This is a genomic window from Rhizobium sp. 57MFTsu3.2 (assembly GCF_012932765.1).
GTDB lineage: Bacteria > Pseudomonadota > Alphaproteobacteria > Rhizobiales > Rhizobiaceae > Rhizobium > Rhizobium altiplani.
Genome location: NZ_JDWI01000013.1, coordinates 45,267 through 64,502, shown reverse-complemented (window position 1 = coordinate 64,502; position 19,236 = coordinate 45,267). Strand labels below are relative to the sequence as shown.

Annotated in this window: 17 protein-coding genes and 2 pseudogenes; 12 read left to right on the top strand and 7 right to left on the bottom strand. The window is 58.4% G+C overall.

Annotated elements, in window-relative coordinates; genetic code table 11:
- Positions 1–6: 6 nt before the first annotated feature.
- A pseudogene (locus AF71_RS15580) lies at positions 7–303 on the bottom strand (LLM class flavin-dependent oxidoreductase); the annotation flags it as partial.
- A 151-nt stretch (positions 304–454) separates the two neighbouring features.
- Here AF71_RS15580 and AF71_RS15575 point away from each other — a divergent pair.
- The 6 genes and pseudogenes from AF71_RS15575 (at position 455) to AF71_RS15555 (ending at position 6,937) form a co-directional block, all read left to right on the top strand.
- Positions 455–1,477, top strand: a complete 1,023-nt coding sequence (locus AF71_RS15575; RefSeq protein ID WP_169681999.1) for an NADP-dependent oxidoreductase — start codon at positions 455–457, stop codon at positions 1,475–1,477.
- A gap of 292 nt (positions 1,478–1,769) precedes the next feature.
- A complete protein-coding gene (locus AF71_RS15570; protein WP_018859125.1) occupies positions 1,770–2,435 on the top strand; it encodes an MEDS domain-containing protein in 666 nt (221 codons plus the stop codon).
- Between the two features lie 46 nt (positions 2,436–2,481).
- Positions 2,482–4,929, top strand: coding sequence for a PAS domain-containing protein (locus tag AF71_RS15565; RefSeq protein ID WP_169681998.1), 2,448 nt, complete (start codon positions 2,482–2,484; stop codon positions 4,927–4,929).
- Between the two features lie 344 nt (positions 4,930–5,273).
- Positions 5,274–5,954, top strand: coding sequence for a response regulator (locus AF71_RS15560; protein ID WP_169681997.1), 681 nt, complete (start codon positions 5,274–5,276; stop codon positions 5,952–5,954).
- 139 nt (positions 5,955–6,093) lie between these two features.
- Positions 6,094–6,321, top strand: a pseudogene (locus AF71_RS31720) (hypothetical protein); the annotation flags it as partial.
- A 235-nt stretch (positions 6,322–6,556) separates the two neighbouring features.
- A complete protein-coding gene (locus AF71_RS15555; protein ID WP_169681996.1) occupies positions 6,557–6,937 on the top strand; it encodes a response regulator in 381 nt (126 codons plus the stop codon).
- A gap of 306 nt (positions 6,938–7,243) precedes the next feature.
- Here the strand turns inward: AF71_RS15555 and AF71_RS15550 are convergent, their stop codons facing one another.
- Together AF71_RS15550 and AF71_RS15545 are read right to left on the bottom strand one after the other, a co-directional pair.
- Positions 7,244–7,837: a redoxin domain-containing protein gene (locus AF71_RS15550; protein WP_169681995.1), complete on the bottom strand. Its 594-nt coding sequence runs from the start codon at positions 7,835–7,837 to the stop codon at positions 7,244–7,246.
- A 33-nt stretch (positions 7,838–7,870) separates the two neighbouring features.
- On the bottom strand, positions 7,871–9,631 hold the full coding sequence (locus tag AF71_RS15545; protein WP_169681994.1) for an MOSC and FAD-binding oxidoreductase domain-containing protein: 1,761 nt from the start codon (positions 9,629–9,631) through the stop codon (positions 7,871–7,873).
- A gap of 1,115 nt (positions 9,632–10,746) precedes the next feature.
- Between AF71_RS15545 and AF71_RS15540 the strand changes: the two genes are divergently transcribed.
- The 6 genes from AF71_RS15540 (at position 10,747) to AF71_RS15515 (ending at position 15,709) form a co-directional block, all read left to right on the top strand.
- Positions 10,747–11,079 carry a hypothetical protein gene (locus AF71_RS15540; RefSeq protein ID WP_112648199.1) on the top strand — a complete coding sequence of 111 codons (333 nt, stop codon included), beginning with the start codon at positions 10,747–10,749 and terminating at the stop codon, positions 11,077–11,079.
- Between the two features lie 628 nt (positions 11,080–11,707).
- Positions 11,708–13,609, top strand: coding sequence for a potassium transporter Kup (locus AF71_RS15535; RefSeq protein ID WP_169681993.1), 1,902 nt, complete (start codon positions 11,708–11,710; stop codon positions 13,607–13,609).
- 85 nt (positions 13,610–13,694) lie between these two features.
- Positions 13,695–14,165, top strand: a complete 471-nt coding sequence (locus AF71_RS15530; protein ID WP_169681992.1) for a hypothetical protein — start codon at positions 13,695–13,697, stop codon at positions 14,163–14,165.
- Between the two features lie 194 nt (positions 14,166–14,359).
- Complete coding sequence (locus tag AF71_RS15525) at positions 14,360–14,674, top strand: metalloregulator ArsR/SmtB family transcription factor (RefSeq protein ID WP_018859114.1); 315 nt, start codon at positions 14,360–14,362, stop codon at positions 14,672–14,674.
- Positions 14,671–15,042: a hypothetical protein gene (locus AF71_RS15520; RefSeq protein ID WP_169681991.1), complete on the top strand. Its 372-nt coding sequence runs from the start codon at positions 14,671–14,673 to the stop codon at positions 15,040–15,042. The genes AF71_RS15525 and AF71_RS15520 overlap by 4 nt, the downstream gene beginning before the upstream one ends.
- Before the next feature lie 43 nt (positions 15,043–15,085).
- On the top strand, positions 15,086–15,709 hold the full coding sequence (locus AF71_RS15515; RefSeq protein ID WP_169681990.1) for an ATP-dependent Clp protease proteolytic subunit: 624 nt from the start codon (positions 15,086–15,088) through the stop codon (positions 15,707–15,709).
- 402 nt (positions 15,710–16,111) lie between these two features.
- On the opposite strand, the gene AF71_RS15510 is transcribed toward AF71_RS15515, so the two are convergent.
- The 4 genes from AF71_RS15510 to AF71_RS15495 all read right to left on the bottom strand — a co-directional run bounded on the left by AF71_RS15510 (position 16,112) and on the right by AF71_RS15495 (position 19,207).
- Positions 16,112–16,342, bottom strand: coding sequence for a transcriptional regulator (locus tag AF71_RS15510; protein ID WP_169681989.1), 231 nt, complete (start codon positions 16,340–16,342; stop codon positions 16,112–16,114).
- A 90-nt stretch (positions 16,343–16,432) separates the two neighbouring features.
- Positions 16,433–17,068, bottom strand: coding sequence for a dual specificity protein phosphatase (locus AF71_RS15505; protein ID WP_169681988.1), 636 nt, complete (start codon positions 17,066–17,068; stop codon positions 16,433–16,435).
- Between the two features lie 77 nt (positions 17,069–17,145).
- Positions 17,146–18,030 (bottom strand): inositol monophosphatase, encoded by an 885-nt coding sequence (locus AF71_RS15500; RefSeq protein WP_169681987.1) that lies wholly within the window; start codon positions 18,028–18,030, stop codon positions 17,146–17,148.
- A 67-nt stretch (positions 18,031–18,097) separates the two neighbouring features.
- Positions 18,098–19,207 carry an ABC transporter substrate-binding protein gene (locus AF71_RS15495; protein ID WP_246733682.1) on the bottom strand — a complete coding sequence of 370 codons (1,110 nt, stop codon included), beginning with the start codon at positions 19,205–19,207 and terminating at the stop codon, positions 18,098–18,100.
- Positions 19,208–19,236 lie beyond the last annotated feature (29 nt).

Genomic DNA, 19,236 nt, shown 5'->3' with positions numbered 1-19,236 from the left:
GCTCGACGCAAGCGAGGACAGGACGTTAAAAGTCTCGGCGACCTTGTAGGCGCTATAGTGTTGCAGCATCACGCCGCCCGAGCCGATACGGATCGAGCACGTGCGTGCAAGTAGATAGGCGATCAGCGCCTCGGGTGCGGAACTCGCCAGGTTGGTCATGCTATGATGCTCGGCGACCCAGAAGCGGTGATAACCGAATTCCTCGACCGCAATGGCCAGCTTGACGGCCGCCACAAGCGCATCCGCCGCGGTCGCACCAGCTTCGACCGGGGCCTTGTCCAGCAAGCTGAGAAGATAGGTCATCACATCGGCTCACAAATAAGTAGATATTTAGCTCGATAGGAAACCGCTTTCTCTTTGGAGTTGAAAGAAAGGAAAAAAGCACCGTGCGGCTGAGGTGGGATGACGCTACCGTCAGGCAGGTATGAACGATCTTGATTATGGAGTGAATTCGATGCCCGAAGCCTTGGAGAATGTAAGGGTAACGCTGGCATCAAGGCCCAAAGGGCTGCCGTCGCCTGAGAACTTCCGAACCGAGCGCGGCCCCCTGCCGACGGCCGCAGAAGGTGAGGTCCTTCTGCAGGTTCTTTATCTATCACTCGATCCCTATATGCGCGGACGCATGGATGACGCGAAATCTTATGCTCCGCCAGTTGCTATCGGCGGGGTCATGGAAGGCGGCACGGTTGCCCGCGTCATCGGCAGCCGCAACAGCAATTTTGCGCCGGGCGACATCGTCCTGTCCCATTCGGGCTGGCAGACCTACGCTACATCGAGCGGCGACGGGCTGAGAAGGCTTGACGCCACGCAGGCACCCCTGACCGCGGCGCTCGGCGTGCTCGGCATGCCAGGCTTCACCGCCTATGCCGGACTTCGCAATATCGGCAGGCCAAAGCCCGGCGAGACCGTTGTTGTCGCCGCAGCAAGCGGCGCCGTCGGATCGGTTGTCGGCCAGATTGCGAAAATTGAAGGTGCAAGGGCTGTCGGCATTGCCGGCGGCCCTGAGAAATGCGCATTCGTCCGCGACGAACTAGGCTTCGATGTTGCAATCGATCACCGCGCCAAGGATTTCAACGCCCAACTCGCGTTAGCCTGCCCCGATGGGATTGACGTCTATTTCGAGAATGTCGGCGGCCCCGTTGCCGAAGCGGTCTTTCCGCTTCTCAATGATTTCGCACGCATACCCGTCTGTGGCCTGATTGCCCACTATAACAACGAACCGGCGGAAGGCGTCGATCGCCTCCCCGGCTTCATGCGAGCCGTGCTTCGCAAGAGCCTGACGGTGCGTGGCTTCATTCAGCGCGAATTCGCGGACCAGCGGCCCGATTTTCTGAGCCAGGCGTCGGCATGGCTGGCCGACGGCCGCCTGAAATTCCGCGAGGACATCGTCGATGGCCTGGAGAATGCCCCCGAGGCCTTCATCGGCCTGCTGCAGGGCAAGAATTTCGGGAAGCTGATTGTACGTGTCAGCGAATAACATCAAAAGTTGAGATGCCCCCTTCATTGTCACCGGCTGTTGCCGACAGGATGGCCAAAAGGAGGAGCTTCCTCTATTGTGTTGGGCGTCGCCACTACCTTTGCATTGACCTGAAACATCGCTCTCGTTGCAAAAAGGGCCCCGGCAGCCAACACCATCGTACAATAGACCCTATTTCATAATCGGCGCATCCTGGTTGCGGGAGCGGCAGTCGCTGGCAATATTCCACGGCGGGCAGCGTCGAAAGATCCGGAGCCCAGGCGCGAGACAGGAACCAGAACTGTGATCGCAAATGGCACAGCATGCTCATGCAATTCGCTTCGCCGGCTCGGAATTGGGCCACAGCCGCCATGTCTGCGCCTTCTTCAACAGCGAGGATGAGGCCTACAAGGTGCTTATACCGTTCATCGTCGATGGGTTCGAATGCGGGCATAAGGCCGTTCATCTGGTCAATCCCGGCCAGCGGCCCGCACACCTCGACAGGCTCCGCTGTGAAGGGATCGACACCGAAGAAGCGGAGGCCGTCGGTCAGCTCGACATTCGAACGAATGCCGATGTCTATCTCAGCGATGGTCGCTTCGATTCCGACAGGATGCTTGCGGTCTTCGAGAAGCTGGCGAGCGGTCACTCGGACAACGGCTATCCGCTAAGCCGGATCATATGCCAGATGGACTGGGCCGGCGACGGGCGATCCGATATTGCGGATCTGATATCCTTCGAAGCGCGCGTGAACGACGTCTGGAGCCAGCACGACGACGTTGTCATTTGCATTTATGATCTTGCAAAGTTTGGCGGCGAAACTGTCGTCGATGTTCTCCGCACGCATCCGATGGTTGTCGTCGGCGGCGTCCTCCAGGAGAATCCATTCTATGTCGCCCCGGCGCAGTTCCTGGAAGAATTGCGGGAGCGGCGTGCGAGGAGGAGCGAGGCTCGCGACCGCGGTGAGAACCATGGTTGATCTCGCCAAGAGTGCCGCACCACGTGATGATTGGCGTCGCCGATGCATGAGCGACCTGATCACGCTCGTTGCCTTGCCAGCGATGTGGTCGGGTGGCGATCTTTTTCAGATCGGCAATATCCTCCTCGACGCCCTTCAGGCGATGCTGGATGTCGACCTGCTCTATCTTCGGCTGATGCTGCCAGATGACCCAGCACTCGTGGAACTGGCCAGACTGCCGACTTCCGATGTCGCTATCAACGCTCAGGAGGTTGGAGCGTCCCTCGATTCCGCACTTGGACCTCTTTCGGCCTGGCCGGCTTCCGCCAACCTGTCGCTCGGGCGAGGTCTGATGGTCATTGCGCATGCGCAGGTGGGATTGGGAGGTGCTGCCGGCGTTCTGGTCGCGGGGTGCCATGGCAGGCTTCTGTCGCAAGAGGAGCGCCTTGTACTCAACGTCGGCGCCAATCAAGCCGCACTTGCGGTCAATGAGGCGGCGCGGCATGTCGGTCAGGCAAAATTGGCAGCAATGCTTGAGAAGCGAATCGCCGAGCGGACGATGGAGCTCGCCACTGCCAACGTGGCCCTGAAGAAGGAAATCGCCGAACGTGAGCAGACGGAGGAAGCGCTCCGCAAAAGCGAACGCACTGCTCGCCGTCTTGTCGACAGCATGCCGGGTATGGTCGCGATCCTTTCCAGTGAGGGAGTAGTCGAGGCCGTGAACGCACGGCTCACCCGATACTGCGGCGTTAGTCTTGAAGAGTTTCGAAACTGGCAACATGCTGACATCATACATCTCGACGATCTGCCGACAGCGATAAGGATCTTCAACGAGGCAATCTCAGCCGAACAGAATTTTGATCTGGAGGTGCGCGTAAAGGGTAGTGCCGGGGACTATCGATGGTTCCAGGTTCATGGCGTTCCCTTCCCGGACCCCTCGACCGCGCCATGGTACGTGTTCCTGACGGATATCGATGATCGGAGGCGTGCCGAGGCCGCCAGGGCGGCCAACGAGCAGAAACTCCAGGAGATCGTAGACGCCATTCCCGTCATGGCCTGGGCCGCGGCACCGAGCGGAGAGGTGGAATATCTGAACGAACCCTGGCTTGAGTTTGCCGGGATCGCGGCAGATGAGGCCGACCACTGGTGGGCAGCTGTTCACCCGGACGATGTCGCCTGCCTTCTCAAGACGTGGGAGGAGGTGCTGCACGCGGGCGTTCCCGGCGAAGCAGAGGCCCGCATCCGCCGTCGCGATGGCGAATACAGGTGGTTCCTGATCCGGTCCAACCCGGTCTTCGCCGAAGATGGGTCGGTGGCACGATGGTATGGAACGAATACCGACATCGACGACAGGAAGAAGGCCGAGGACAAGCTTCGTCACAGCGAAATGCTGCTGGCGGAAGGCGAGCGGATGAGCCACACCGGTACCTTCTGCTGGCAGCTAGCAACCGATGAGGTCATTTTCTCCGACGAACTCAGCCGCATCTTCGGCTTCGAGAAGGACGCCGTCATAACCATGGAAGCGGTGGCGACGCGGGTTCACCCTGACGACAGAGAGGTTCTCGCACGCCGGCGCGACGAAATTCGCGCTGGCGCTTACAATCCAGAGTATGAGGCCAGGATCATTTCGGGCGACGGGTCCGTCCGCTATCTAAGGGTCGTTGCGCGCAGTCTCGAGTATCCCGATGGCCATGTGGAATGCATCGGCGCCGGCCAGGACATCACGGAGCGACGTCTTGCCGAAGAAGCCCGCGACCGATTCAGGGCCGAACTTTCGCAGATCACACGGGTGATGAGCCTCGGAATGATGACGGCCTCGATAGCCCACGAAGTGAACCAGCCGCTTTCGGGGATCATCACGAACGCCGGCACGTCTCTTCGAATGCTCGCCGCGACACCACCGAATGTCGAGGGCGCTCTGGAAGCGGCACGCCGGACTATCAGGGATGGACAGCGCGCATCCGAAGTGGTCGGGAAGGTCCGGGCACTGTTCAGGAAGCAGCCCGCAACGCTCGAACCGCTTGACCTCAATGATGCCGCACGCGAGGTTGTTGGCTTGATCGGGAGCGACCTGCAAAGGAACAGGATCGCACTGCGGTTGGACCTTTCAGATCAACTGCCGGGGGTAGATGGGGACCGGGTTCAGCTTCAGCAGGTCATCATGAACCTGTTCCGCAACGCGATCGACGCAATCGGCGAGCTCGCGCACCAGCCTCGGGAAATCGCTTTGCGAACGGCGATCACAACAGAGGGGCTGGTCGAGCTCGCGGTCCGGGACACAGGTTCGGGTATCGCGACTGATATCGAACAGCTCTTCACGGCATTCCACACGACCAAGAGCGACGGCATGGGCATCGGCCTGTCGGTCAGCCGCTCGATCGTCGAAGCGCACAACGGTCAAATGTACGCGTCATCCAACGAAAAAGCCGGAGCGACCTTCGGCTTCCGACTTCCCTCGAATTCGGCGCCACAAATCCAGGCGACGGGCCTTGGTCAAGCGAGGACGCGGCGATGAAGAAGGAGCCAGTCGTTTGCATTCTTGACGAGGATGTTTCGATACGGGAACCACCGCTCCATCTGATCCGGTCGCACGGATTTGATGTCGATTCATTCTTGGAGATGAAGCACACCGATTGCATGAACCTCGGCGTCGGAACGCGGGCGGCCCGCACCGCAGGCTCACACGCAATGGGCAGGTTTTACCGGCCATGCTCAGTACAGCAAGGCGGCGAAGGGATGCTCCGACTGCTCCTTGCCGAGGGCGGTCGAATGTATCGGCGCGCGTTTTGACGGTTCTGAGCGAAGGCTTGCGTGATTTGCTTGTCAGATGACACTGAGCGAAGTCAGAAGGAGAAAGCTATGTACAGTACCATCGCGGCCGCACATCAGCGGGCAAAGACGCAGATCCAGGCTCTGGAGAGATCCGTTGTGTTTGTCGTCGATGACGATGTGTCCGTCCGGGAATCCCTGGAACTTCTCATCGCATCCGCAGGATGGCAGCCGCTGCTTTTCGCTTCCGCGAAGGACTTCCTTTCACATGCGCGACCCGCTGGGCCGAGCTGCCTCGTGCTTGATGTCAACATGCCGGGCTTGAATGGTCTCGACCTTCAGAGCCTTTTGACCGCGGATGGAAGGAGGATACCGATCATCTTCGTAACCGGCTTCGGCGACGTGCCGACCACTGTGCGCGCAATGAAGGCCGGCGCATTCGAATTCCTGACCAAGCCAATCGACACCGCTGCGCTATTGCATGCCATAAGAAGTGCCATGCAACGCAGTGCAGCACTCACGCGCGAAGATAGCGAGCTGGCCGCCCTTCGATCCTGCTATCAAATGCTGAGCCCCCGGGAGCGCGAGGTCATGTTCTTCGTCGTCCACGGCCTCCTGAACAAGCAGGTGGCTTTCGAACTTGGGATCAGCGAAATAACCGTTAAGGCGCATCGCGGTCAGTTGATGCGCAAAATGAATGCTCGTTCTCTGCCCGAGCTTGTCACCATGTTTGCGCGCCTCCGGCTCGGCGATCAGGTAGTCATGCATTGAGGACCACGGCAAAGGTTTATCCTTTGCGCCAGACCAGCATCCGATAGTATCGGAGACACCTTGGCACAATAGCCTGAGGTCCCATTTCGGGAGATGCTTCCATGGGAGCAAGGATTGAAGCCTCGGTGCGTCCCAGGAGATCGGTGCCGGACTGGTGAAGGCATTTCTCGACAAGGGCTGGAACGTCGTCGGGACATCAAGGCGCGTCAGCAAGCCAGGTAATCCGATCGGACAACCCGTCTCGAGCTCGTCGACGGCGATGTCAGCGATCCGGCGACGGCCGAGCTGGTAGCTGGCTGGGCTGTGGATCGGTTCGGTTCCATCGAACGCTCTCGCCAATAACGCAGCGATATTCACGAAGATGTTCCCCCCACCATGCGGCCTCCCGAAATCGGTCCTGTACCACATCGCTGGCGGTATAGCGTGTCTGATAGCCACGCCGGGGACTGTTCCTGAATCGTGCAAACGACAAGAAGGGCCAGCGGACCGATACCTTGGTACAATGTACTGGAGGTTGAACAACTCCTAGATTCAATCGTGTTCCGGCGGTGGTTCCGACCGGTTGACAGATATACCGTGTGGTGGCCGCAACGGAGTTGGCCATGGAAAACGTTCGTCCATTGGTTTCGGTCGTTGACGATGATGTGTCGGTTCGCGAGTCCCTGCCCGCGCTTATTCAATCATTTGGCCTCGACAGCATCGCCTTCGCGTCGGCGGAGGAGTTTCTCGCTTCGGGCGCCCTTGCGACGACGAGCTGCCTGCTTCTCGACGTCGTTATGACGGGGATGTCTGGGACGGATCTGCAGTGCGAGCTCCTACGTCGCAACAGCCCGGTCCCCATCGTCTTTATAACCGCGAACCATGACGAGAACCAGCGGTCAAGGCTCCTTGCAAAAGGCGCATCCGATTGTCTTTTCAAACCTTTCTTCGACGACGCCCTCGAAAAGGCCGTCCTTCGAGCACTCGCAGAACGCAGCGGATGACGCGCCGGGCTTGACATCACGGATGTTCACCACCGGCCCCAGACGCGATCCCGTGGCGTCTGGGGCGTCGTCGTCAAAAGCGCCTGTCCACCGTTCTTCGGTGGCATACCACCTCGACGATCAGGGCTCGGAGCCCCAGACAGCCGCGGTCAACTGCGGCTGAAGGTGTGATCGCCGCGATGCCCCGGCAGGCGAGCGGTGATCTCCTCGTCGGTCCAGCCGTTGTCACGAAGCACGACGACGCCTTCACCGTCGCCTTGCTAACCGCACTGGTTGCACTCTGTCGGGTCGCCGAAAACCGGTGAGCTAATCGTCGGCCAGAGTTTGTGCGATGGATCTGCCATAGGGAAAGAACATATCCTTACGCCCTTCCTGCCAAGCGGACCGCAACTCCGGTTGCGTGATGTCCCAGTCGGGCCAGGATTTCTTGCAGACCTCGCGCAGATCCTGGCGAAGTTCCTCAACTGTCGGGCGGCCAAAGAACCAATAGCCATTGTAGAGTTTGTAGACGACCAGACCGGGTTCGAGGACAATGACATGGGGGATCATCGGATTATGAACCGGGTCCGTGTATTCCGCGATTTCAAGATCCTGCTGGATCGTCCGTCTCGGATCCGACAGAAATGGCCAATGCGCCCCGACGCCGCTGCGGAACTCGTGTGTTTCGGCAATGGTGTCGGTGCTGATCGTCACCAGCCTGCAATACCCGACCTCCATTTCTCGATAGAGCTGCAGCAACCCCTCATGCTGACGTCGATCCTTGGGACAGAAGCTGCCTCGGCTGAGAACCAGCACCATGGGATAGATGGCCTGCAACTCCGAGAGTTTTCGACGCTTGCCGGTGTGATCGCTGAGTTCGTAGTCTGGAAAAACCGCTCCCGAAACGATGTCTGATCTCATGTCCAATTCCTTCGTTTGTGCGACCCCTGGCCGCTATAGGTCTATGACGAGGTCACCTGCCGGTTGCGAGCAGCAAAGCAGCAGATTGCCATCCGCAGCTCCATCGATCGGGTTCGGTTGATAGGTAACCAAGCCCGAGATCAATCCGGTCTCGCAGGTGTGGCAGACGCCGGTTCGGCAGGACCAGCGAGCCGGCACATCGCATGCCTCAGCCAAGTCGAGCAGGCTGTGCATGCTCGGGTTCCAACGCACGGCCAATCCGCTGCGAGCGAACGAGACCAATCCTCCGGAGCCGGGCTCGCCAGCCGGCTGATGCGGTGGCTGTCGCGGCGAAGTTGCGATTCCTGGCGTTATGGATGAACCGGAGCCAAACATCTCGGTGTGGATGCGATGGCGCGCAACTCCGACGCCAGCAAGTCCTTCCGTGAGGTCGCTCATGAACTTCGCAGGTCCGCAGAGGTAGAAATCGCTCTCGATCGGAAGGCCAAGCGTCTTGAGGATTGCCGTGTCCAGGTGGCCTGTCGAGTCATAGTCAGTGCCCTGTCGGTCGCCTGGCGCGGGCGCGCTGTAGCAGGTGTGGCCATGGGCATTCGGGAGCGATCGAAGGAGCTCGCGTACTTCCTGTGCAAATGGATGCTCCAGGCTGCTGCGCGTTCCATAGAGCCACCAGATCTCCCGCGAAGAATTCTCAGCCGCGAGAGCATGAAGCATGCCGAGAACTGGCGTCATCCCTATCCCCGCGCTCAGGAATGCCACAGGTCCGTCGCCGCGGATCAATGTGAAGCTGCCGCGCGGCGCGCTCACCTCCACGAGATCACCCTCGTTCAGTTCTTCGCTTACGAATCTGCCGGCAGCACCGTGCGGCTCCCGCTTGATGGTTACCCTGAAACACTGGCCGTCCGCGCGGCCTGACAGTGAATAGCTTCGAAGTAGGAGCGGAGCCGAGCGTGGCTGCAGCCGGAGCACGATGAATTGCCCTGGCAGGTAGTTCTCCAGCAACCTCCCGTCCAACGGCTGGAGTTCAAGCGAGGTGACGTGATTAACCACCGGCGTCTTGCGAGCAACGCGGAACTCGCGGAAGCCACCCCACGCCGGGCGCGTCTCGATCACGCCCGTCAGGCCAGCATTTCCCGTCACCTTCGCGCCCTCGGCCGATTGTGTGAGCAAAGCCTGGAACGAATGGCGCCAACCATCGCTCAACGCCGGATTGCGCAGCGCCCGTTCCAATCGGTCGCGGCGATGGCCAGGCTTGTAGAGCAGCGCGTTGATCTCCGAGACGCTCATGCCGCCCTCTCCGGATGCGGTCTTGATGATAGCGTCGTCCGCTTGGACATACCCCTCCTCAAGAACGCGAAAATAGAAGCCCGGTCTGTCATGCAACACCAACAGAGCCGCCATTTCGGGCACGTCCATGCGAATGCCGAGCCGATAACACGTGACACGGGGCTGCGTCACCTCGAACAGCGCCCCACCGATGCGATAGCGGTCACCGATGCAGACCTCGGCGTCGGCAAGCCCGTCCACCGTAAAGTTTTCTCCGAACTGCCCATAGACAAAGTCGCTTCGGCCCAAGTGCCTTTCCCAGTACCGGTAGGAGTCTATCTGGTAGACGAACACCGCGCGTTGCTTGCCACCATGTCCGGCCCGGTCCGCCTGCCGATCGCCGTCGATGTTCAATGTCCGCGCCATGCGTGGACCCTCGACCGAGCTCTTCCAAATCGCCGTCTTGACGATCCTGTTTTGCCATTCGACGTCGCGGGGCAACCCGACGTTGACGGAAAGAAGGCGAGCCATAAGACATACTCCCCATGCCAATGCCGCTTGGTCGAGGATCCAAGGCTTCTGATCCGCAAGCGGACATGTTGCCCGGTCCCGTGACAAGAAAACATCCGAACGGACACGCATTCCATTATACGAAGGTGTGGCCGATACCTTGGTTGAATGGCGGGTCGATGACGGGCCTGCTTTCATGGCGGGTCGGCGCCGCCCGGTCATCAATAGACGAATACCTGGGCAAGCGTATTTTCATAGGGCTAAAGCAATGTCCGATACTTGAAGCAGTATGCAAAAACGGACAAACTGGACCCATACGCTGCCAGACGCACCCTTCGGACTTGAGCTCAATCAAAATCGCGGGTGTGCTGCCGCGGCGGCTACCGACACCATGATCGCCGAACCCCCAATACATTACAATCATACGGAAGTATCGAAGCAGACCCCTCCGCTTGGGTGTCGAGTGCTCCCAAACCCATGTGGATCCCGCATCTAGTGCAGTTTAGGAATGTCGAGAGTGGACTGATCCCCGACAGCCGTTGGCTACCTGGGACAACGCGACCCGCAGCCGCTCGGTGTGTCTATTGGATACTTGCCTCCGACCACCTCGCGCGGGCGCGTTCCACGATTTCACCTTCGGAACGTGCCCCTTCCTGAAACAAGGCGATCACCATAGCAGCGACCTCGACCCTTGCCCTGCGGTCGCGCTCAATTCCGTTCTCGCGACAGATGCTCTTGAGAGCATGCTTGATGAATGAGAAGTCCAGGTAATATGGAGGAATATTGCGGGCGTCGAATGGCGCACCTCGCAGAAGGATGCTGCTCTGAACCGGAGCGCCTGCCCCGAGGTATTCTTTGTTCACAGCCGTCTTTCGCAAATCAGCCTCCGTGTCATTCGATAGAGCCGTTAACTGCTAGGATCGAATAAGCGTAGCAGATTTAGTCTTTGCTAATAAATCGCGTGACCGACGTTATCTACAGTTTTTTGGGAGGGGCCGGCTGATTGGCAGTGGGCGGTGCTTGGGGACGTCAAGCCCGCGGGTCTTCGGCAGCAAGCGGTCGTCTAAGCACAGCCTTGCTCAACGATACTGGGTTCTACTAACGTTGCGCGGTATGTATGCCAGGGAGAAATCATCATGCGCCTGACAATAGCAATCAGCCTCGTAGTCCTGGTGCCCTTGGCCGCGTTCGCCAAATCGCCATCCGATATCGCCGACCTCGTGGGCTCGCGAGCCGCTGGCGCCGAGAGCGAAATGCAGGCGCGGGGCTATGTTGACGTGGGCGGCAACAATACCTGGTGGAACGCCGACAAGAAGCAGTGCGTCAAGGTTCGCGTCTCTCAGGGGCGTTATGCATCGATATCGCAGATTAAGGCATCGTCATGCGGCCAGAAGGCCACAGGCGCCGTGAAATGCCCGCCCGATCTGTCCCAAGCCGACCTCTACAAATATCCCGGTTGCAGCCTGTAGCGCGTGGCGGACTCTAGGAGTCTGGAGTTCAGGTCATGCGCAAATGGGAGTGGGACTCTGAACAACGTTGGGACGCTGATTGCGGGACGCGATATACGATGGTTAACACTCCCTGCGAGCTCGCATCGACCGAGTGGCGATGCCGCGAACCGGAATGGCTTTGCAGCGCACGCGAATGAGAGCTGCGCACTGGTGCATTCCAAGGACCAGTGAAACCCGGAGGTCCTGCCCGATTTCGGTTGAGTGTAGCGTCGGAATTGAACCGGCGTCACGCGATCAACCCAACTTAAGTCCCTGAAAATCAAACATTCTGGCGTAGGTTCTGTGCAATATCGCGAACCTCTGTGGTAAGGTATCGCGCAATCCTGGCAGGCGCAGCGTCAGGAGAACGAGTTTATTGGTACCATGGCGACCGGGCTTTGACGTTCTCGCGCGTGCCGCGAGCTAACGCTCCGAGCATTTGGTAGGGCTTGGACCGCAAGACAAGCACGATTCTGCGCCGGTCGGAGAAAATGACGGATCAAACAGCGGTGTGGTTCACCCCTTCGAACCAATCGAACTGTCGGACGTTCAACGAGATCATTAGTCGTAACCTCGAAAAGATACTCACTCCCATCAGGACTGCCCGGTGACCTATCCGCAACTCCGATCCGAAGACCCGGAACTGGCGATTGAGACACGAAGCGGGTTACCCGCTTTGGTTTTGGCAGCGCTTGGTGTCGTTTACGGCGATATCGGGACCAGTCCGCTCTATGCGTTTCGCGAGGCTCTGCATGCGACAGCAGGATCGGGATCGCACCGGGAGAACGTGCTCGGCATTCTTTCGCTGATTGTATGGGCTCTGACGATCGTCGTCACGGTGAAGTACGTAACGTTCGTTCTGAGGGCCGACAATCGAGGCGAAGGCGGGACGCTCTCCTTAATGACGCTTGCACGCCAGAGTTTCGCTGGGAAGCCAGCATGGATCCTCGTTCTGGGCGTCGCAGGCGCTTCCCTGTTTCTCGGCGACGCGATCATAACGCCTGCAATCTCCGTGTTGTCCGCCGTCGAAGGAATCCAGGTCGTGGCCCCCGGGCTCTCCGGATGGATCGTGCCGATCACCGTCACCATCATTGCCGTGCTGTTCTTCGTACAGCGCTTCGGGACAGGCGGAGTTGCATCGGTGTTCGGCCCCATCATGGCAGTCTGGTTTCTGATTCTAGGAATAAGCGGCGGCATCCATATTCTCGACGACTTAGAAATCTTCAGCGCCATCAACCCGCTTCATGGCATTCTATATGCCTCGAGCAATGTCGGGCACGCGATCGCTGTCCTAGGAGCAGTGTTTCTTGCGGTCACAGGGGCGGAGGCGCTCTATGTGGACCTGGGCCATTTCGGCCGACGGCCGATCGTGACGGCATGGTTTTTTCTCGTCTTCCCCAGCCTGCTTCTGAACTACTTCGGACAGGGCGCGTTCGTGCTTGCAAACCCGGATATGACGAAACATCCCTTTTTTGACATGCATCCGGAATGGGCGCGGGTGCCGATCGTGTGTATGGCAACCGCGGCCACGGTCATTGCGAGCCAAGCAGTTATCTCGGGGGCATATTCCCTTGTTCGTCAGGCAATGCACCTCAATGTGCTACCGCGTCTCCAGATCCTGCACACCTCGGAAACACACTCCGGTCAGATCTTCATGCCGCAAGTGAACGCGTTCCTTTTCGTATTCGTCGTAGCACTCGTTCTGTATTTCAGGAGTTCGAGCGGACTTTCCGCCGCATACGGTATCGCGGTTACCGGCGAGATGCTCATCACCAGCGTGCTGCTCTTCGTCGTGATGAAGCACATCTGGAGATGGACGACCGCGACCACTGCAGCCGTCATCGTCCCGCTCTTTCTCATTGACGCCGGGTTCTTCGTCGCAAATATCGCCAAGTTTCCTGAGGGAGGATGGGTTCCGGTCACTGTGGCATGCACCATGGGCCTTATCATGCAGACGTGGATGGCGGGACGCCGACTGTTGGCCGCCCGCACGCGTGCCGATGAAGTTCCGCTCGAGGGTATCATCCACAGGCTTGCCAAGCGGCCGCCTCCCACTGTGCACGGAACGGCCGTCTTTCTGACGAGCGACGTCGAAGGCGCGCCCACGGCGTTGCTGCACAGCCTGAAGCACTACAAGGTCCTCCATGAGCACAATGTCATCCTCAGCGTCGTCACCGCGACGGAGCCGTTCGTGCCTGACGAAGAGAAGATCTTTCTCGAGAGTTTCAGTCCTCTGTTCAGCCGACTGGTGATTACGTTCGGATACATGGAGACGCCTAACATTCCGCGCGCCTTGGTGCTTGTGCGTAAGCTCGGACTGAAGTTCGATATCATGTCGACGTCGTTCTTCCTGTCACGCCGGACCATCCTTCCTTCGAAGAAGGGCGGAATGCCCTTCTGGCAGGATCGGCTGTTCATCGTTCTCGCGCAGAACGCAGGCAACGCCACCGATTACTTCGGCCTTCCCAGTGGCAGAGTAGTGGAACTCGGGCTTCAAACTGTCATCTGACTGTTTGTTGACTGCGACGATGTCGGCGCCTGCTGGCGGAACCGCGAAGACAGCCGTTGCGTTTTCGCTGCGGAGGACGTGCTCGATGTCAAAACATGGCGAGATTTCAAAAGACGAGGTATCTGAACTCGAGTTGGCGCAACAGGTTTCGTCCGAAGCTCACGAGGGGCAGATGGACAAGACCGGCAATCCGTACATCAGCCACTGCGAGCGAGTGGCTGATCGCGTCGAAAGTGCAAAAGAAAAGACAGTCGCTTTCCTTCACGATATCGTGGAGAAGTGCGACGGGTGGAACCTCGAACGTGTTCAACAATTGGGCTTCAGCAATGGCGTCATTGATGCGGTGAACGCTCTGACCCGCCGCAAAGACGAAACCGACGATCAGTTTGTTATTCGAGCAGTCGAAAACAAGATCGCCTGCCCTGTAAAGATCGCCGATCTCCAAGACAATTTGCAGCAGGCCAACGTGGTAGGATCAGATCCCGTGAAATACAAACGAGGCTTGGAGCTTGTCGCAATGATACAGGCGGATCCAAATTTGACAGGTTTGACGTGAAGGAGTGTCCCTTCCTCCTGTCCATCATAACGAATCCCCCCGGCTACACAGTTGTTCATTTGGCCCGCCGCTCAGGAATCTCATGCGTTTGAGTATCGTCACTCGGCATGGACCAGACAGGCAAGCCTGCCATAAAACTGCAAACTGCTCCAGGCAGGCTTGCGAATCGCATAAGTGTGTGCTTATGTGTAATCATGATCGAACATGATATTTTCCGTGCTCTGGCGGATCCGACCCGCCGCACGATTTTCGAAAAGCTCGCGAACGGCAGCATGAACGCCACTACGCTGCGCCAGGGCATGGATATCAGCCAGCCGGCGATGTCCCAACATCTCGCGGTCTTGCGAGCGGCAAGGCTGGTGCGTGAACAAAAGGAGGGCCGCTTCGTGAACTATGAAGTCGATCCGGACGGGCTGGCCCTTATCGCGCAATGGCTGGCGAAATACCGCGCCTACTGGCCGGCGCGCATCGACGCTCTCAAGCTCTTGCTGAAGGATATGGATCAATGAACGACGTGAAGGCCAAAGTGCAGGCGAAAGTGCCGGAAAGCGGTTTCGAGCAGAGATACGAACTGGACGCGTCGCCGGAGAAAGTCTGGCGGGCGATCAGCATCGCGGAATTCCGGGAGAAGTGGCTGCCGAGGGAGGCGCTTGCCGAGCCACAGTCGCTCTCTGAAACGCCGGGCAAGGAAATCCGCTACAAATTGCGCGACGATACCCCGCCCCATCTCGAAAGCACCGTCACCTTCACGATTGCCCCGAATGGATCGGGCGGAACCAGCCTGCGGATCCTCCACGAGCTGACCGGCGCGACCTTCGAGCGGCTGGCGAAAACGGTCGCCAACGGCAACAGCCCGCCCCTCATGCTCGCCGCCTGACGCGGCAAGCCTCCGAAAAATCTCGAATGATTGGAGTTCGCCGATGCGCGAAGCAATGCAACTCGTCCCTATGGTCGTCGAACAATCCAGCAGAGGAGAGCGGTCTTTCGACATCTATTCCCGTCTGCTTCGTGAGCGGATCATCTTCCTCAACGGGGAGGTGAACGACACGGTCTCGGCGCTTGTCTGCGCACAATTGCTGTTTCTCGAAGCCGAAAGCCCCAAAAGGCCAATCCATCTCTACATCAATTCACCAGGTGGCGTCGTAACCAGCGGTCTCGCGATGTACGATACGATGCGTTACATTCACGCCCCAGTGCATACGCTGTGTATGGGAACCGCCCGCTCGATGGGCTCGTTCTTGTTGATGTCCGGCCAGCCGGGCGAACGCACTGCGCTTCCCAATGCCAGTATCCATATTCATCAGCCGCTAGGCGGATTCCAAGGACAGGCATCGGACATGCTGATCCATGCCGAGGAAATGCAGAAGACAAAGCATCGCATGACAAGGCTCTATGCCGAGCATTGCGGCCGCACCTACGAAGAATTCGAGCAAGCGATGGATCGCGACCGCTTCATGACGGCGGAAGAGGCATTGGAATGGGGCCTTATCGACCGCATCCTGCAGGTTCGGGCAGTTGCCCCCGATCACATCGACGCGACTTGAAACAAGCCCGGCGCAATCCGGGGGCACCGCTACTTCGCGAACACACCTCATGCGCAGGTTTCGATCGAGCCTTTTGCATTCACAGGTCATGAGATTCCACGTGACATGGCGTCAGCCTGGCCCAGTGAGAGCCTGCTATCCCTCCGGGCTCTGCGCAACTTGGTGATCCACGTATTGCGCTCATCAAGGGCGATGACACGATAAGATTTGCGTCCTGCATTCTCGAACCAACACTCCTGTTGCAATTTGGTTGTGGGATAGGAATTTTGAAGCTGGCTCTTGGAGTGTCCTTGAGTTTTCGGGACGCTGTGGAGTGCCGGTGTGACACCTGGATGGCTGGCCGTGGCGATGTGTCCAATCCTGGCACTCGTTGTGTGGGGCGTATCGCTCCGGACTAAAGCATTATTTTTCCTTATGCCTTGACCGGACATGTCGAATGAACATCATCCGGAAATCGGCAAATCCGTCAAAACCGGCGGCTTGAGCAGCTCGAAAGACGGTGGTGTTTGCGACTGCACATTCCCGTGCCACCGATTGCAGCGTTCCAAAGGCGATAGCCTCTGGCCTGTCGAGAGCAAGCCTTGCCACCCGTTCCGACCGGTCCGGAAAGACGATCAGGCGCGTAGCAATCATCTGCCTGAATGCCTCGAGATCTTTTGGGGCACAGAGCCGACTTTGTGCCCTAACCATATGCTGACAACATTTTTGGTTGCGATCGTTGTTTCAATTCGATGCCTGCGACGACGCCGTTTCGATCATCTTGATCCAGCCGGCTGCGCGCTCCGCTGCCTCGGCAAGCACCGGCTTCGGCGCCTTGTAGTATTCTTCGACGGGAAGCTCACGGCGCAACCGAACGAAGGCGATCGCGTCCTTTAGCGTCGGAAATTGCGACGGCAATGTCAGGTGCAGAAATAGCGAGACGACCGCGACCGAACGTGACCGGCCGCCACGGCAGTTGATGAGGACACTGCCTTTCTCTCGTCGCGGATAGGACGGCTTGTCAGGCAACACCTGCTCGAGTGCAGCACGCAAGATATAATGAGCGGCGACCATTTGCGTATCCGGATTCCCAGCCCCGTCGATCAACCCGATCTTGTAGTAGCGGATTTCGCCCGGCCCGTAGATGCTTCCCTGATGATCCGAAACAAGGTTGGACTTCTCGACAAAATTGAAGTCTAGATTAACGGCGCAATTGACGACGGTCGTGATCCCCCTGCTTCTCAAAAGTTCAAGATCGCTCGCTCCTTCTTTCCCGGAAATGAAAAGGTCTACGCCATAGAGTGGGTGGGCTTCGTATATTAGACTGAGCTTTGGAAGGGTATCCGCGGCTGCTTCACTGGTGCGTTCTGTTAGGGTCATTTTTTCTCCATTTGACCGCTGGATGTTTGAACCTGCGCCTGGAAAACGGGCAACCCCGATCTCGCGCACGGTGTTAGCTAGGCAGCGGCCCGGGCAATTCTTGTTTCGCTGATTTGACGCGCAACGCGCTCCAATGTCGGATATATCGCACCCTGCCCGGTCGCGACGTATCCTGGACATAGGAACTCCGTCGAACCGGCCGGAACTTTCCCGAGGGTCAGGGGATAGTATCGGCCTCCCGCGTTCCTGAGAACCAGCGTTGCTGCCGCCACGTCCCAAGCGTTGACGCCGAACCCCGCCGCAGCATCGGCCCAGCCGGCGGCGACATGGGCGATACTGAGCGCCGCGCTGCCGGGACGGCGCAATGTCGAAAATGTCTCGACCAGTTCCCCCAGATTGGCGAGGGCTGCATCCCGACCGTCAATCCGGAAGTCTCGTGAAACCGGATAGCCGGTTATCAAGGTCGCATGTGTCTCATCCGGGATGGAGCGAGACTGCAAGATTTTGCCATTGAGATAGGACCGGCTCAGATCCGCGGAAAACATGAACTCTGTCACGGGATCGTAGATAGCGCCGGCCACAACGCGGCCCTCGATGACTGCAGCGACCGAGACGCACCAGAATGCGAGCCCTCTTGCAAAGTTGGAGGTTCCATCGATCGGATCGACATACCATTGAATGTGGCCCGAACCGGTTTGTCCGCCCTCCTCGCCCATAATTGCGGAATCCGGTTCGTGCTCCAGGATAAAATTCCGGATCGTGTTTTCCGCCTGCTTGTCATGGACAGTAACGACGTCGTGGAGATCGACCTTGTAGTCGACAGCAACGTTTGAACGGAATGCCTTGATGAGGGGATCGTGAACGGCAAGTGCCGCGCCCTTGGCAATCTCGGTGAGCTTTTTTGATCGGGCAATTGTCTTTTCGTCCAAATGCGGCGGATCGCCATGGGCACGGTTTTTCATCTTCTGTAATCCACTTGATGTGCGAGGCTAATGTCGGCTGGCGCCGGCAAGACGGCGCCAATTCCAGCTATTTCGTGTAATTCACCCGCCAGAAATCCTGCCATTCCTCGCGCCGGTCGAAATCGTCGAGCCCTGTGGAGGAATCGTAGGCCTGCAGCTTGGTCGAGATCCTCATCAACCCGGATGGCTCATCGTCGGGCATCTTGATTGCCGTGCTTGTCGGGAGCTTGCCGTCCTTCATCTGCGGCGCGATGCCTTCTTCTGTCAGGATGTAGTGGATGAAGAGCTTGGCGGCGTTCGGACTCTGCGTCTTCGCCGCAATCAGCCCAAGCTTGACGTAGTTCCAACCCACCCAAGGCTCGAGTGTGGTGCAAATGCCGAGCTTGTATCCCTTGTCCTGGTTGTCGCGAAACTTCGCCGAACTCAAAAGCCCGAAGAACGGGTCCTTCTGACCCGGCGCGCCAACTGCTTCCGAGACCTTGTCATCGCTATCCGTTGCAAGTGGCCCGTTTTGAGCGAAAGCCTTGATCCAGGCCGCAGCGGCACTCTTCTCGCCAGTTTCCAGCTCCTTGCCGAATTGAGCCTTGTATGCTGCGGCCACGGCCTCGCTGCCGTGGGCCTGTAGTTGATTGAACCAGTCGGTATAGTTGCCTTTCGTCAACGGATCGATGACCGCAACCTTGCCCTTCCACTTGGGCTCCGTCAGTTCCCAGATGTTGGTGACCGGGCACTTTTCATAGGTCTCGGTATTGTAGGCCCAGACATTGGCATTGGTCGATATCGCCAATGGATTCTGGAACTGTGGAGGTATCGTCGATGCCTTGTCGGCCGGGACAAAGTTTTCGACGAATTTCTCGGGCAGAAGCTGCGCGAGCGCTGCCGGCGCATCGGTGATCAGGACGACATCGCCTTGCACATTGTTGGCTTGGCTCTCGCGAATGATCATCTCCAGCTGGCTATTTGCCGAGACCTTCATTCCTGTTGCCTTGATGCCGTACTTCCTCGTGAAGTTTTCCGCCATCTCGACGATCTTGCCGGTGCTGTCATAGACGTTGATTGGCTTTTCGGCTTTTGCCGCTTGAACCAGAGCTTCAAGGTCGAATTCGTCGGCCGCTGCGACCGGAATTGCTGAGGCGGCCGCGAGGGCGGCAATCACCACACACTTCAGATTTGACATGCTTCTCATTGCTTTCCTCCCCCGTTGAC

Excerpts from the sequence above, each read along its gene's own strand:
- AF71_RS15530 (WP_169681992.1), top strand. The coding sequence starts at position 13,695 with ATGTCAAAACATGGCGAGATTTCAAAAGACGAGGTATCTGAACTCGAG.
- AF71_RS15520 (WP_169681991.1), top strand. The coding sequence starts at position 14,671 with ATGAACGACGTGAAGGCCAAAGTGCAGGCGAAAGTGCCGGAAAGCGGT.
- AF71_RS15505 (WP_169681988.1), bottom strand. The coding sequence starts at position 17,068 with ATGACCCTAACAGAACGCACCAGTGAAGCAGCCGCGGATACCCTTCCA.
- AF71_RS15570 (WP_018859125.1), top strand. The coding sequence starts at position 1,770 with ATGGCACAGCATGCTCATGCAATTCGCTTCGCCGGCTCGGAATTGGGC.
- AF71_RS15550 (WP_169681995.1), bottom strand. The coding sequence starts at position 7,837 with ATGAGATCAGACATCGTTTCGGGAGCGGTTTTTCCAGACTACGAACTC.
- AF71_RS15565 (WP_169681998.1), top strand. The coding sequence starts at position 2,482 with ATGAGCGACCTGATCACGCTCGTTGCCTTGCCAGCGATGTGGTCGGGT.
- AF71_RS15500 (WP_169681987.1), bottom strand. The coding sequence starts at position 18,030 with ATGAAAAACCGTGCCCATGGCGATCCGCCGCATTTGGACGAAAAGACA.
- AF71_RS15540 (WP_112648199.1), top strand. The coding sequence starts at position 10,747 with ATGCGCCTGACAATAGCAATCAGCCTCGTAGTCCTGGTGCCCTTGGCC.
- AF71_RS15515 (WP_169681990.1), top strand. The coding sequence starts at position 15,086 with ATGCGCGAAGCAATGCAACTCGTCCCTATGGTCGTCGAACAATCCAGC.
- AF71_RS15525 (WP_018859114.1), top strand. The coding sequence starts at position 14,360 with ATGATCGAACATGATATTTTCCGTGCTCTGGCGGATCCGACCCGCCGC.
- AF71_RS15495 (WP_246733682.1), bottom strand. The coding sequence starts at position 19,207 with ATGTCAAATCTGAAGTGTGTGGTGATTGCCGCCCTCGCGGCCGCCTCA.
- AF71_RS15555 (WP_169681996.1), top strand. The coding sequence starts at position 6,557 with ATGGAAAACGTTCGTCCATTGGTTTCGGTCGTTGACGATGATGTGTCG.
- AF71_RS15560 (WP_169681997.1), top strand. The coding sequence starts at position 5,274 with ATGTACAGTACCATCGCGGCCGCACATCAGCGGGCAAAGACGCAGATC.
- AF71_RS15510 (WP_169681989.1), bottom strand. The coding sequence starts at position 16,342 with ATGATTGCTACGCGCCTGATCGTCTTTCCGGACCGGTCGGAACGGGTG.
- AF71_RS15575 (WP_169681999.1), top strand. The coding sequence starts at position 455 with ATGCCCGAAGCCTTGGAGAATGTAAGGGTAACGCTGGCATCAAGGCCC.
- AF71_RS15545 (WP_169681994.1), bottom strand. The coding sequence starts at position 9,631 with ATGGCTCGCCTTCTTTCCGTCAACGTCGGGTTGCCCCGCGACGTCGAA.